The organism is Testudinibacter crocodili (genome assembly GCF_006228025.1).
GTDB lineage: Bacteria > Pseudomonadota > Gammaproteobacteria > Enterobacterales > Pasteurellaceae > Chelonobacter.
In genome coordinates, this window is the sequence record NZ_VDHF01000066.1 from 1 (window position 1) to 13,668 (window position 13,668).

Annotated in this window: 16 protein-coding genes; 9 read left to right on the plus strand and 7 right to left on the minus strand. The window is 44.1% G+C overall.

The window, feature by feature from the left end:
• The first annotated feature begins 176 nt into the window (after positions 1-176).
• The 8 genes from FHQ23_RS07540 (at position 177) to FHQ23_RS07575 (ending at position 7,652) form a co-directional block, all read left to right on the plus strand.
• On the plus strand, positions 177-968 hold the full coding sequence (locus FHQ23_RS07540) for an MIP/aquaporin family protein (RefSeq protein WP_139613773.1): 792 nt from the start codon (positions 177-179) through the stop codon (positions 966-968).
• A 28-nt stretch (positions 969-996) separates the two neighbouring features.
• Complete coding sequence (gene glpK, locus FHQ23_RS07545) at positions 997-2,505, plus strand: glycerol kinase GlpK (RefSeq protein WP_139613774.1); 1,509 nt, start codon at positions 997-999, stop codon at positions 2,503-2,505.
• Positions 2,506-2,541: 36 nt separating this feature from the next.
• A complete protein-coding gene (locus FHQ23_RS07550; protein WP_139613775.1) occupies positions 2,542-2,754 on the plus strand; it encodes a YgjV family protein in 213 nt (70 codons plus the stop codon).
• A 227-nt stretch (positions 2,755-2,981) separates the two neighbouring features.
• The gene (locus tag FHQ23_RS07555) at positions 2,982-3,563 is read left to right on the plus strand and encodes a LemA family protein (protein WP_139613776.1); all 582 of its coding nucleotides are present in this window, start codon (positions 2,982-2,984) and stop codon (positions 3,561-3,563) included.
• 15 nt (positions 3,564-3,578) lie between these two features.
• On the plus strand, positions 3,579-4,034 hold the full coding sequence (locus FHQ23_RS07560; RefSeq protein ID WP_139613777.1) for a TPM domain-containing protein: 456 nt from the start codon (positions 3,579-3,581) through the stop codon (positions 4,032-4,034).
• Positions 4,031-4,825 (plus strand): TPM domain-containing protein, encoded by a 795-nt coding sequence (locus FHQ23_RS07565; RefSeq protein ID WP_139613778.1) that lies wholly within the window; start codon positions 4,031-4,033, stop codon positions 4,823-4,825. Before FHQ23_RS07560 ends, FHQ23_RS07565 begins: the two co-directional genes overlap by 4 nt.
• 125 nt (positions 4,826-4,950) lie before the next feature.
• The gene (grxD, locus tag FHQ23_RS07570; RefSeq protein WP_139608378.1) at positions 4,951-5,289 is read left to right on the plus strand and encodes a Grx4 family monothiol glutaredoxin; all 339 of its coding nucleotides are present in this window, start codon (positions 4,951-4,953) and stop codon (positions 5,287-5,289) included.
• 179 nt (positions 5,290-5,468) lie between these two features.
• Positions 5,469-7,652, plus strand: coding sequence for a Tle-like phospholipase domain-containing protein (locus FHQ23_RS07575; protein ID WP_139613779.1), 2,184 nt, complete (start codon positions 5,469-5,471; stop codon positions 7,650-7,652).
• A gap of 67 nt (positions 7,653-7,719) precedes the next feature.
• Here the strand turns inward: FHQ23_RS07575 and rnb are convergent, their stop codons facing one another.
• The 6 genes from rnb to FHQ23_RS07605 all read right to left on the minus strand — a co-directional run bounded on the left by rnb (position 7,720) and on the right by FHQ23_RS07605 (position 12,609).
• The gene (gene rnb, locus FHQ23_RS07580; RefSeq protein WP_139613780.1) at positions 7,720-9,687 is read right to left on the minus strand and encodes an exoribonuclease II; all 1,968 of its coding nucleotides are present in this window, start codon (positions 9,685-9,687) and stop codon (positions 7,720-7,722) included.
• A gap of 73 nt (positions 9,688-9,760) precedes the next feature.
• Positions 9,761-10,549, minus strand: a complete 789-nt coding sequence (gene fabI / locus FHQ23_RS07585) for an enoyl-ACP reductase FabI (RefSeq protein WP_139613781.1) — start codon at positions 10,547-10,549, stop codon at positions 9,761-9,763.
• 139 nt (positions 10,550-10,688) lie between these two features.
• Positions 10,689-10,967 (minus strand): hypothetical protein, encoded by a 279-nt coding sequence (locus FHQ23_RS07590; protein WP_139613782.1) that lies wholly within the window; start codon positions 10,965-10,967, stop codon positions 10,689-10,691.
• An 11-nt stretch (positions 10,968-10,978) separates the two neighbouring features.
• On the minus strand, positions 10,979-11,371 hold the full coding sequence (locus FHQ23_RS07595; RefSeq protein ID WP_176552278.1) for a phage holin family protein: 393 nt from the start codon (positions 11,369-11,371) through the stop codon (positions 10,979-10,981).
• A 62-nt stretch (positions 11,372-11,433) separates the two neighbouring features.
• Positions 11,434-11,745 carry an ElaB/YgaM/YqjD family protein gene (locus tag FHQ23_RS07600; protein ID WP_132967453.1) on the minus strand — a complete coding sequence of 104 codons (312 nt, stop codon included), beginning with the start codon at positions 11,743-11,745 and terminating at the stop codon, positions 11,434-11,436.
• Between the two features lie 108 nt (positions 11,746-11,853).
• Positions 11,854-12,609 carry a Nif3-like dinuclear metal center hexameric protein gene (locus tag FHQ23_RS07605; protein ID WP_139613827.1) on the minus strand — a complete coding sequence of 252 codons (756 nt, stop codon included), beginning with the start codon at positions 12,607-12,609 and terminating at the stop codon, positions 11,854-11,856.
• 221 nt (positions 12,610-12,830) lie between these two features.
• Between FHQ23_RS07605 and FHQ23_RS07610 the strand changes: the two genes are divergently transcribed.
• Positions 12,831-12,989: a DUF1328 domain-containing protein gene (locus FHQ23_RS07610; RefSeq protein ID WP_139608386.1), complete on the plus strand. Its 159-nt coding sequence runs from the start codon at positions 12,831-12,833 to the stop codon at positions 12,987-12,989.
• Between the two features lie 65 nt (positions 12,990-13,054).
• On the opposite strand, the gene ssb is transcribed toward FHQ23_RS07610, so the two are convergent.
• Positions 13,055-13,555 (minus strand): single-stranded DNA-binding protein, encoded by a 501-nt coding sequence (gene ssb, locus FHQ23_RS07615; RefSeq protein WP_139613784.1) that lies wholly within the window; start codon positions 13,553-13,555, stop codon positions 13,055-13,057.
• Positions 13,556-13,668: the final 113 nt, after the last annotated feature.

The window sequence follows — 13,668 nt, forward strand, 5'->3', positions numbered from 1 at the left end:
GACCCTAGTAACCAAGTGAAATTATTATTGAATAAATAGTTTGAGGTTCATCACAAACTGATAACAATACCCTTTCTAAAAATAATAATATTCGCTAGATTATCGCTAAATTTTCTAAAAGGAAAATTTATATTGTTCGTTTGGTGATTGTTTTACTAGCGTATGGAGAGATTCAAATGGAAAGATCGCTTAAAGCAGCTTGTATTGGTGAGTTTTTAGGAACTGGGCTGTTGGTTTTTTTTGGTGTAGGCTGTGTGGCTGCACTCAAAGTAGCGGGTGCAGGATTCGGGCAGTGGGAAATCAGTATCATGTGGGGGATGGGGGTCGCTTTAGCCGTTTATGCGACTGCAGGGGTTTCAGGCGCGCATTTGAATCCGGCAGTGACGCTTGCGTTATGGAAATTTGCTTGTTTTGATGGCAAGAAAGTGCTGCCTTATATCCTGTCACAAATCGCCGGGGCCTTTTGTGCAGCAGCTATGGTGTATTTTTTATACCGTAACTTATTTATTGAATGGGAAACAGTCAATAATATTGTGCGCGGCAGTCAGGAAAGTTTAAGCTTAGCCGGTACATTTTCTACCTATCCGCATCCGCAGCTTGGCTTTATACAAGCATTTGCGGTAGAAATGGTGATTACCGCCGTGCTGATGGCGCTGATTTTAGCCTTAACCGATGATGGTAACGGGTTGCCAAGAGGCCCGTTAGCGCCGTTATTAATCGGGATCTTGATTGCGGTTATCGGTGGTTCGATGGGACCGTTGACTGGGTTTGCGATGAATCCGGCACGGGATTTTGGTCCAAAACTGTTTGCTTATCTGGCGGGTTGGGGTGACATTGCTTTCACCGGCGGACAGCCAATTCCGTATTTTATTGTGCCGATTGTGGCACCGATTGTCGGTGCGTGGATTGGTGCATATGCTTATAACCGATTGATTAATAAAAATTTACCTTGCAATTGCAAAAGTTGATTAACCTCTCTATAACAAGGATTCGATTATGACTGACAAAAAATACATTATTGCCCTAGATCAAGGCACTACCAGTTCCAGAGCGCTGATTTTAGATCACGATGCGAATGTGGTGAGTGTGGCACAGCGTGAATTCACTCAGATTTATCCTCAAGCCGGCTGGGTGGAACACAATCCGATGGAAATTTGGGCAACGCAAAGTTCGACATTGAATGAAGCGGTAGCCATGGCAGGGATCACCTCGGATATGATCGCTGGTATTGGTATTACTAACCAACGTGAAACCACGATTGTGTGGGAAAAAGAGACGGGCAAACCGGTGTATAATGCGATTGTGTGGCAGTGTCGTCGCACCGCAAAAATTTGTGAACAGTTGAAAGCCGAAGGGCATGAAGAGTATATTAAAGCCACGACCGGTTTGGTGGTTGACCCCTATTTCTCCGGTACTAAAGTGAAATGGATCTTGGACAACGTTGAAGGCGCACGTGAAAAAGCTGAAAAAGGCGAATTACTGTTCGGCACCGTGGATACTTGGCTGGTGTGGAAATTGACCCAAGGACGGGCGCATGTTACTGATTATACCAATGCGTCGCGCACCATGTTGTTCAATATTCATACTATGCAATGGGACGAAAAAATGCTGGAAATTTTAGGCGTCCCTCGTTCAATGTTGCCTGAAGTGAAAAAATCCTCAGAAATTTACGGCGAAACCAATATTGGCGGGAAAGGAGGTGTGCGGATTCCTGTGGCAGGAATGGCAGGCGATCAGCAAGCCGCACTTTACGGGCATTTGTGTGTGAAAGCCGGTATGGCAAAAAACACTTATGGCACCGGCTGTTTCCTGCTGATGAATACCGGTGACAAAGCGGTGCGTTCGCAAAACGGGTTGCTGACAACAATTGCCTGTAATGCCGACGGTTCGCCGTGCTACGCACTGGAAGGCTCGATTTTTATGGGCGGCGCCTCGATTCAGTGGCTGCGTGACGAACTGAAAATTGTGCATGACAGCTACGATTCCGAATATTTTGCGCAAAAAGTGCCGGACAGCAACGGCGTTTATGTGGTTCCGGCATTTACCGGCTTGGGCGCACCATATTGGGATCCGTATGCGCGAGGCGCGATTTTAGGGCTTTCCAGAGGTGCGAACCGCAACCATATCGTACGCGCCACGTTGGAGTCGATCGCTTATCAAACCCGCGACGTGTTGGACGCCATGCAATCGGATTCCGGTGAAAATTTGCAAAAACTACGGGTTGACGGCGGCGCCACTGCAAATAACTTCCTAATGCAATTCCAATCTGATATTCTTAACACCCTTGTTGAACGCCCAAAAGTGAAAGAAGTGACCGCACTTGGTGCGGCGTATCTGGCGGGATTGGCAACGGGCTTCTGGAAAAATCTGGATGAATTGAAAGATAAAGCCAGCATCGAACGGACTTTTGTACCGGACGGCTGCGAAGAGAAACGTGCGCGACGTTATAATGGTTGGAAAAAAGCTGTGAAACGTGCGCTTGCTTGGGAAAAAGAGGAAGCGTAATCAGCTTCCCATTACTATTAATAATAAGAGAAAATTATGCCATCAATTGATATTTTGGGCTATATTGCAACCGCCTTTGTTGCCGGTTCGTTTTTATTAAGCTCGATGTTACACCTGCGAATCGTCAACTCCATTGGCGCAATGTTATACATTGTGTACGGCGTGTTGATCGCTTCTACGCCGGTGATTTTATTGAATGTGTTTATTACCGCAGTAAATGTTTATCAGATTGTTAAACTGAAACGTTGATAATAATTTGCATCAGTGTGTCAAGAATTAACCTCGTTGTCGTGTTTGGCAACGAGGTTTTTCTTTTTTCAAGTTAAGGAAAGAATAAACGATAAACAAATTTGCAATTTAGTAACATTTCTTAGACAATAAATCGTTTTTACACAGCGGATAACCGCTCAAATACAGCCTTTGATTGACAAAGTTTGTGAAATCAGGGTGTTATACAACGTTTAAAGGAAATTATCATGAAAAAATGGATTGCGATTATTATTGTTGCCGTGATTGCCGGTTTTACATTAATGAGCAGCTACAATGGTTTAGTGCGTGCCGAGGAAGAGATTGATTCTGTTTGGGCAAATGTGGAATCATCTTATCAGCGTCGTGCTGATTTGATTCCGAATATTGTCAACACCGTACAAGGACAGGCGAATTTTGAGCGCGACACCTTAACCGGCGTGATCGAAGCCCGTGCCAAAGCGTCACAAACCAAAATTGATCCGACCAATATGACACAGGAACAATTAAACGAGTTCCAACAACAACAAAATTCAGTTGGTTCAGCATTGTCGCGTTTGTTGGTGACCGTAGAGCGTTATCCTGAATTGAAAGCGCATGAAGGTTTTATGAATCTGCAAGCGCAATTGGAAGGCACCGAAAACCGAATTAATAAAGCGCGTAATGATTTCAATGCGGCAGCAAAAACCTATAACAGCTATGTGCGTCAGTTTCCGACCAAATTTGCTGCGATGATTTTTGGTTTTAAAGATAAGCCGTATTTCCAAGCGGCGGAAGGCTCGCAAAACGCGCCTACAGTCAACTTTAATTAAAAGTGCGGTAGCATTATGCCACTATTTGCCAAATCTGCTATTGACAGCAACTTGGTCGAATCTGCCATTCAGCAACTGGAATTGCAGACTTCGGCGGAAGTGCGGGTGTATATTGAAAAAAATGCCAAGCTAAAGGCGCTGACCCAGCGTGCCGATCCGATAGTCGCCCGTGCCGAGCAGCTTTTCAACCAGCTGGAAATGCAAAAAACGGCGATGAATAATGGGGTGTTGATCTATGTTGCTTTGAAACAGCGCCAATGTGCGGTGATTGGTGATAGCGGCATTCACCAGTATGTTAGCAATGATTTTTGGCAACGCTGCTGTGATGTGATCACGGCACAGGCGGCACAAGGCAATTTGACCAAAGGGATTATTGCGGCGTTATATTTGCTGGCGGAAAAATTGTCACTCCATTTTCCACGTCAAGCGGACGACATTGATGAATTGCCGAACGAGGTGATTATACGATGAAACGGTTATTTTCACGTTTGCCGCATTTGCTGACCGCACTTTGCTTGTTTTTCAGCCTGGGTGTGCAAGCCGTCGAATTGCCGCCATCGCCGAATCCGTTTCGTTATGTTAGCGATTACACCAATGTACTGACGGCGGCGCAGCAAAATGTGTTAGAAAGCAAATTGGCAGCTTACGCTAAAGAAACCAGCTCACAAATTGCGTTGGTGATTCTGCCGACGGTCGGCGATAACGAGATCGCTGAATTTGCATTTGCCTTGGTTGATAAATGGGGGATTGGACGCAAAGGGCTGAATAATGGCGTGTTAATGTTGATTGCGCTCAACGATCGCAAAATCTTTATCGCACCGGGACAAGGACTGGAGGGTGCGCTGCCCGATGCGCTGTTGTCACAACTGATTCGCAATGAGATCACCCCGTATTTTAAACAAAATAATTACTATCAAGGCATCAATAATGGGCTTGATGCGATTATTGCCGCCAGCAAAGGTGAGTATGCGCCACAAGTAGTTGAACGGGAGACAGAACATGACTGGATCCCAGTGGTGTTTGTGGTGATCTTTATCTTGTTCGTACTGTTTGGCAGAATAAGTGATAGTTATGTTACACCAACCAATAACCATACTATCGGGCGCAACGGACAAGTGTTGCGTCGCAGCCGCAACCGCAGTGGCGGAGGGTTCGGTGGCTTCGGCGGTGGTTTTGGAGGCGGAAGCGGTGGCGGCTTTGGCGGAGGTGGCGGTTTCGGCGGCGGCAGTTCCGGCGGTGGTGGCGCCGGCGGCAGTTGGTAGTTGCCTATTAATAATAGAAAAGAGGTAAATTAAGTTCCTGTTATTGAGTTCAAAGCGAGCTGTGATACAATCAGCCATCATTCATTTACAAGCAGGGAATCTCCCTGCTTTTTACTGAGGTCAGTATGGAAACATTAGATAAGATCAAACAACAAATCAGCGAAAACCCGATCCTTCTGTACATGAAAGGCTCACCAAAATTTCCATCGTGCGGTTTTTCCGCACGCACTGTGGAAGCCCTGATTCATTGCCAAGTTCCGTTCGGTTATGTGGATATTCTGCAAAACCCGGACATCCGTGCCGAATTGCCAAAATACGCCAACTGGCCGACATTCCCACAATTATGGGTGGAAGGTGAATTGGTCGGTGGTTGCGATATCGTGATGGAGATGTTTCAACAAGGCGAATTGCAACCGATGCTAAAAGAAGTTGCTGCCAAACACGCTGAAACGGAACAAGCATAGTTTCTTTTGAAGATTCAGACCGCACTTTGAGTTCGTGATCAACGAATCTCAAGTGCGGTTTTACTAGAATTTAATCACGCATTTAACTATCACACTATTTACAAAAAAATGATTGTGATCAGTAAATTTCCTCTTGTAAGATAGTTGCCAATTATTATTTGATCTATAAGGAAAATAAGATGGCTACAATCTTAACCAGCTCAACAAGCAGTGCTATTTCGACTTTAGAATATGCAATTCTGGCAGCAAATTCGAATGTAATTGCCCGACATGACAACAACCGTTTTATTTTACCACCGGAATGGCAATCGCTAGACAAGGCGCTTTCTAGCAATGTACCGTTAACAGGTAATCTTGGGTATGTACAAAATACAGCGAGTGGCTTTGAAGCAAAAGCCTATATGAAGGATGATCAAATTGTTATCGCTTTTGCCGGTACTAATGTCGGGGATTTAAAAGAGTGGGTTGCCGATTTTCAGATTGCACTTGCGGGCAAGGCACATCAACAGATTTTTGATGCAGCAATATACTATAAAGAGATCGTTTCTAACTATCCTGATAAAACGGTCAGTTTTACCGGGCATTCACTTGGTGGTGGATTAGCAGCATTAGCTGGCGTATTTTTTGATAAAACGGCAATAACGTTTGATCCAGCACCATTTAGATTGGCAGCAACGGAAGCAATAGCAAAAAAAATCGCAATGGTGTTAAGACAACTTGGTTATGAAGAAGATCGAGATTTAAATACTTATCATACGGTAGAGAAACCAATTGCAGATGTTTCTGAATTATTAGGGCAACTGTTTAGTGCGCTGGTGCTGAATACCGCAACCTTTCCGACAAAAATTCGGGGCGAAGAAAATATTCTTGCCTACGCCTTGAGAGGAGAGTTTTTAACAGATGGAATTCCGTTTTTAACGCAAGGATTGGCTGCCTTGAAAATTGCCGGTGAATTTAATGTCGTTAAAGCGGATCAAGCGGAGCTGACACTTTCTACCTTTACCTATCATGGTTTAGAACTGCTCGTGTTACCGATGATAGCACCTAAAATCAGTCTATTATCACGCCATTTCACAGAAATTTTTGCCAATTTGGAAAATTATGAGCCTTCTCATTATGCTAAAGATAAAACAGCAACATTAATTCGATTTATCCAACAAGAAGTCAGTCATCTTGTGGAAGGGAAAAACTACAGTTTTTTAGGCGCTTTTGCCGATGATATTGAATTGGTGGTCAATTCGGTTAATAATTTAGAACATAATTATATGCTGTCTCATCCAAAATTGCGTAGTGCGCTGTTGAATTTGGTGATTGACTATTATTACCATATTCCCTTAGGAGAGCAAGTCGGGTCGTTCTTTGAAATTCGGCATGATGCGCTCTATTTTTCAACGGCTGACACCGCTAGAAAAGCTTTGATTAATGAATTTATTAATGAATTAGCTATGTTAAATTTCATTGAAAAGGGCACGTTACTGGCGGATTTGCGTTCTGGCGATCATGATGACTGGATTATCCATAATCATACCGAACAAGGGATGTTTTTCACTGAAACTCATTTGACATCTAATAATATTATTATTGGTAGTAAACATGATGACAATATAAATGTTGGTAGTGGCGATGATATTATTTTTGCCGGACAAGGAAATGATGTGATTAACGGTGGTATCGGGGCAGATTATATGTATGGTGGTGCGGGTAACGATATTTATTATGTCGATAATCATGGTGACCGGATTATTGAAGGGGTTGCACAAGGGGATGATTTAGTAAATAGCAGCGTCACTTATACTCTAGGTCAACATTTGGAAAGATTAACATTGATTGGTGATAAGTCCATCGATGGATATGGTAATCTGTTGAATAATACTCTGATTGGCAACCAAGGCGATAATATTTTAGATGGAGGATGGGGAAACGATAAACTATATGGTGGTGCTGGTAATGATATTTTGATAGGTGGGCAGGGTAATGATTTATTAGATGGTGGCGAAGGCAATGATATTTTGCAGGGGGGAGTCGGAAATGATTCTTATGTTTTCGGTTTTAATTCTGGTCGGGATTTAATTAAAGATTATGATTTTTTTGCGGGTAGAGATGTTTTGCGTTTTACCGATGTAAAGGTTGAACAATCTTATTTTTTCAGAGAGAAAAATGATTTAGTGGTAGCACTGCGTGGCTCATCAGACAGTATCAAAGTTGAAGATTGGTTTAAACCTGTAATGGGATATGCCTATCAGATAGAAGCTTTCCAATTTCTTGATCTAACCCTCAGTAATAAAACTGTTAGTCAAATTGCCGCTAAAAATTATACACCTTTGCCGGATTATTATGATCAGCCAGTCAACTTAATTGCTTAAAATTATTATTGATTTTTTATATCGTAGCCCCATACGGTAACATATGGGGCTGATTTTTTATTGTTAATTATAATAACACTACATTCCCAATCAAACTGCGGGTGATGACATTCACCTCCACTAGCTTAATCTGCACCTGATCGCCGATTTGGTAGGCTTTTTGATCTTTGATATACAGTGCCAGTTCGTCGCTGTTGATGCTGGTCTCCTCTTTTTTGTCGTGTAGGGTCGAGATTGGCACAAATACGCTGGCGCCGTTGTCGAGCAACTGTACCCGCAAGCCGCCACGGCTGACATCTTGTATCTCTGCACTGAAAATGGGTTGTTGTTCCACCAATGGCGCAAAATACAGGCTGTAGAGCCAATCGGCAATATCACGTTCCACCATACGGTTTTGGCGACGAGCTTCTTGCAAGCGAGCCAGAATGTCATCGGCGGGCTTGACCGCACTTTGATTCAACAAACACTGTTTGATAATGCGGTGATTCACCATATCCGAATATTTGCGAATCGGCGAGGTCCAAGTGGCATAAGCCGGCAGCCCCAAGCCAAAGTGCGGCGCGGCTTCGGCTTTGAATTCGGCAAAGGTCAGGAAACGACGCAGACGCATTTCCAAAAAGCTGAAATCATATTGCTCAATATCATGGCGCATTTGGCAGTAGCCGTTGAGCGTGGTCAGGTTTTCAACCGAATAACGTTGCGCCAATTCGGCATGGTTGTCATCATTGGCAAGGGTTGCCAGTAAGAAATCATGTGCCGCCTGTTGAAATTTCGGATCGAAACCGCTGTGGGTGTTGAAAATACCGCACTTTGCCTGTTGATCCAAATACTGTGCTGCACTGGTGTTGGCGATAATCATCGCTTCTTCCACGATCTGGTTAGCAATGCGGCGGTGTTTGGCGTGAATAGCTTTCACTTTACCGTCTTGCTCCAGTTCAAAACTGTAGTCTGGGCGTTCTTTAAACAGCAGGGCGTGTGTTCTGCGCCAATCAATGCGCGCAAGGGCAAATTGGTGTAGTAACTCGATCTGTTTGGCGATTTTCTCATCGTTTGGCTGCCAGTGGTTTGCCACTTGCTCCAACAGATCGGAAACTGCATCATAATCCAATTTGGCTTTAGATTCGATCCACGCTGCGCTAAAGTGCGGTTCACCAGTGATTTCACCGTTGCGATCGGTTTCAATGGTACAAACCAACGCCGGGCGTTGCTGTTGCGGCACTAGCGAACAGAGTTCGTCCGACAGTTCGCGCGGTAACATCGGAATGTTGAAACCCGGCAGATAGTTGGTGAAACAGCGTTGTCTGGCATCTTGTTCAATTTGTGAATCTAATGGAATATAGGCGGTCGGATCCGCAATCGCGACCCACAATTTCCAGCCGTTATTGGTCGTTTCAATATATAACGCATCGTCCATATCTTGCGTCGAGGCGGCATCAATCGTGACAAAATCCAATCCGGTCAGATCCTGACGAGGCAGGCTTTCATCCAGTTGGTAAGATTCCAGCCCCGCAACCGGTGTGCGAGGTTGTTGGTGACGGGCGAGGGTGACCCACCAAGGCGCAAAATGATCATCGGCACGGCAAATAAATTGGCTGACTTTGGCGAAAAAAGTGCGATCGTCACGCAGCGGATGTTTCTGCAATTCAGCCACTACCCAGTCGCCCTCTTGCAATTCTTCATTGATGTCAGCGGCTTTGACCGCATTGATCAGATTATTGATATTGGGATGATCGACCACTAATAGCAGTTTTTTTTCTTTGTTAAACCGCACTTTGGCAATAAAGCGGGTCAGCATCGGCTCAATCAGGGCTTCCGGTTCGGCTTGTTCTTTGTCGCCGTTGGTTTCGATAACAGCACTGATTTTATCGCCGTGCATCACTTTTTTCATGGCAGGCGGGGTGATGAAATAGCTTTTCTTGTCGCACTCTAAAAAGCCGAAACCTTTTTCATTGGCTTTGACCGAGCCTTCGACACGTGGTTTGCTCTCACGCATCTGCTGTTTCAATTGGCTTAATAACGGATTGTTTTGAAACATCTTTTTTCCTGTTTAGCATTCATAAAAACGGGCGGATAGTTATCCGCCCTGAGTATAATCTTACTTGATGATATTATTGCGCTTCTAATTCGTTCATCGCAGCAATGTTGAAGCCGCCGTCAACGTGCAACACTTCGCCGGTCACACCGGAAGCCAGATCGGAACACAAGAATGCCGCACTTTTGCCCACATCTTCAATCGTTACGGTACGACGTAATGGCGTGACCGCTTCGCAGTGTGACAGCATTTTCTTGAAGTTTTTGATTCCGGAAGCCGCCAAAGTGCGGATCGGACCAGCGGAAATTGCATTGACACGAATGCCTTCTTTGCCCATTGCGTTCGCCATAAAGCGCACATTGGCCTCCAAAGAGGCTTTTGCCAAGCCCATTACGTTGTAGTTCGGAATGGCGCGTTCTGCCCCCAAGTAAGATAAAGTGACTAGACCGGCACCCGGATTTAACATTGGACGTGCCGCTTTTGCCATTGCCACAAAGCTGTATGAGCTGATATCGTGTGCGATTTTGAAACCTTCACGAGTCACGGCATTTACATAGTCACCGTCTAATTGGTCACCCGGTGCAAAGGCAATTGCGTGTACAAAACCGTCAAATTTATCCCAGTGTTTGGCTAATTCTTGGAAGCAGTTGTCAATATCAGCATCGCTGGCAACATCGCACGGGATAACGATAGTGGAGTTGAAATCTTTGGCAAACTCTTCCACACGCGATTTTAATTTCTCGTTTTGATAAGTGAACGCCAGCTCCGCACCGGCTTCAAACATGGCTTGTGCGATCCCGTAGGCGATTGAACGATTGCTGGCAACCCCAGCAATTAAAATACGTTTATTTGTTAAAAAACCCATAGAACTGTTTCCTATTTAATATAAAAGAATCATTGATATGACATGAACCAGCAAATTATACCCTTTCCACCGGCTCCACGCTAGAAAAAGCACACAGAAAAGTGACCTAGGGTGATTACTCTTTAAAATAAAGTGGTGATTAATCGTTTGTCTGATCTGAATTATGTTTAAGTGCTAGAAATGAAGCGATGCCGATAGCCGGTAATATTAGCCATTTGCTGCGCCCTAACAATAGGCGGGTGGAGAGCGAGATCAGCGAAGAGCGGATAATCGGGTGTGAAATGCTTTTTAAATAGTAGAACGGCTGCCGGATTTCACGCCGTGTTTGTTGGGTTTGCAGGTTAAACTTCTGGCGTAATACTTCGCCTTTTAGCAGCAACAGCTCTTTTTCCAATGCTTTATCTTGAGCGGATGACATAGACCGATCTCCTAATTATGCTTTGCGTTGATACTCTGTCTGATGGCGGCAATATCGAGTTTGAGTTCTTTTAGTGTGGAATCTAAAAATCCACGTTGTCGACGGATAGTGCGGATGATTAAGGCGGCTAAAACCATGACTAATAACAGGCAGCCGACACTGATGGAGGCAAAAACGCTGAATTTGTAGGGTTCGGGGAGCCAGGCGTTTAAGGCAAAGAATAAGCTGAATCCGGCGAACAGCAGCAGCAAAAAGCCGCACAGAGATAAAATCAGGATAAAAATAAGCTGTTCTTTTTGTTCATTAAACTCAAGTTTTGCCATTTCCAACCGTACATTCAGTAATTCCAGTGCGGTGATCAGACTATTTTTTATACCGGATTTAATTTTAGTGATCGTTTGCATGCTATCTCCCATATTAAGAAATATCGGGAAGCTGACTGGGCAGCTTCCACATATGCTCCGAATTATTTACGGTTGATAAGTAAACCGGCTACAAATGCTACACCGGCTGCAATCCCAATCGCTTTATATGGGTTATCTTGAATTAAAGCATCGGATTGCTTAGCCGCTTGCCGAGTTTTGGCAGAGAATTTTTCCTGTAAATCATCTAACTGCTGGCGATAGCTACCGGATTTTTCTGTCAGCCGTTTTTTCAGCTTTTTGAACTCATCGGCACTGACGTCTTTGCCTTCGTCAAATAATTCTTCAGCAGTTTGTAGAATATCTTGTAATTCGGAAAGTAGTTGTTCACGTTTGGTATCAAAATCATTACTCATACTATTTTCTCCATTTGGTTGATATTAACGATGGTCAGGTTTTATCCTAAGCGATTGTTTTAATAAAATCAAAGCGGAATCATGAAATTTACAAATTTACGTAGTCGATCACGCTGGATTATCGATGTCTTTAAACGCCACATTCAGCTTATACTGCTGTGCTAACCATTCACCGAGGGCTTTAATGCCACAGCGCTCGGTAGCGTGGTGTCCGGCAGCATAAAAATGGATGCCTTGTTCACGTGCAGAATGGATGGTGCGTTCCGACACTTCGCCGGTGATAAAGGCATCAATCCCTTGTGCAGCGGCGAGATCGATATAATCTTGACCGCCGCCGGTGCAGATAGCAATGGTACGAATTTTATCCGGTGCATTATCACCACAGTGCAGTGGTTCACGTTGTAATGCAGTGCGAATGCGCTCAGTCAGTTCTGTTGCTGAAAGTGCGGTTTGCAGCTCACCGTAAATTGGAATCGACACCGCACTTTTTTCAAGTGGTTGTAAATTTTTAACATTCAACATTTGTGCTAATAAGGCGTTGTTGCCTAAAGTGGGGTGAACATCAAGCGGTAAATGGTAGGCGTATAAATTAATCTCATTCACCAGCAAGGTGCGAATTCGTTTGCCTTTCATGCCACGAATTAAAGGCGATTCGTTTTTCCAAAAATAGCCGTGGTGCACTAGCAGCGCATCAGCTTGCTGTGCCACCGCATAATCCAACAGGTCTTGGCAGGCGGTTACACCAGTGATGATTTTCTTGACCGCACTTTTGCCTTCCACTTGCAAGCCGTTAGGGGCGTAATCGGTTATAGCTTCAATATTAAGTTCTTGATTTAAAATGCGTTCTAAGTCCAAGTTATTTATTGTTGTCATTGTTGATCCTCAAATTGAAATAATATGCTAAGCAAAGCACACAAGGTATTTTCTTGGTATTACTATAGCATAACTGGCGTAAGGATTTGCTATCATGCAGATTTTTATGCTATATCTATTAGAGTCATGCTGTAATCCAACTCTATGATGGTATGATGGCGCGACGATTCATTTTGACCTTATACAAGTTAACCTTATACAAGGAGAATGATATGTTACATTACTCAGTGATCTTTTTTATCATCGCATTAATTGCGGCAGCGTTAGGATTCGGTGGTATTGCGGGAAGTGCGGTTGGCATTGCGAAAATACTGTTCTTTGCTTTCCTGATCTTAGCCGTATTGTCTTTTCTTTTTGGTAGGAAACGCTAGGCACCTGCCGAAACAATATTTTCAAAGCAGGTGCTGGATCTTATTCAATAGATTTTAGCTAAGCGTTAGAACGGAATATCATCATCAAAATCAATTGGCGGTTCTGGTTGAGCCGCTGGTTTTGTTGTGGTTTGTTGAGCCGGGCGAGAAGCCGGAGCTGCATAAGACTGCTGCTGTGACGCATAACCGCTGCTTTGTTGTGGGGCATAGCCACCACTTTGGGCACGATCGCCACGCGAATCTAACATTTGCAGACTATCGCCTTGAATTTCGGTGGTGTAGCGGTCTTGACCATTTTGATCTTGCCATTTACGGGTGCGTAGGCGACCTTCAACATAGACTTTGCTACCCTTGTGCAAGTATTCGCCAGCAATCTCGGCTAGGCGACGGTACAGCACGATACGGTGCCATTCAGTGATTTCACGCATTTCACCGCTGTTTTTATCGCGCCAAGATTCACTGGTTGCAACGCTGATGTTGGCAACAGCTTCGCCGTTCGGCATAGTACGGATTTCCGGTTCGTTACCTAAGTTCCCGACAATAATAACTTTATTTACACCTGCCATAATATCCTCTTGTTTTCATATTTTGATAGCGAGTTTGATAGGGCTCTATGTTGCCTGAAAATGAAAAAAAAATCACCCTTTAAAATAAAAAATATACTGGATATTTACACAGT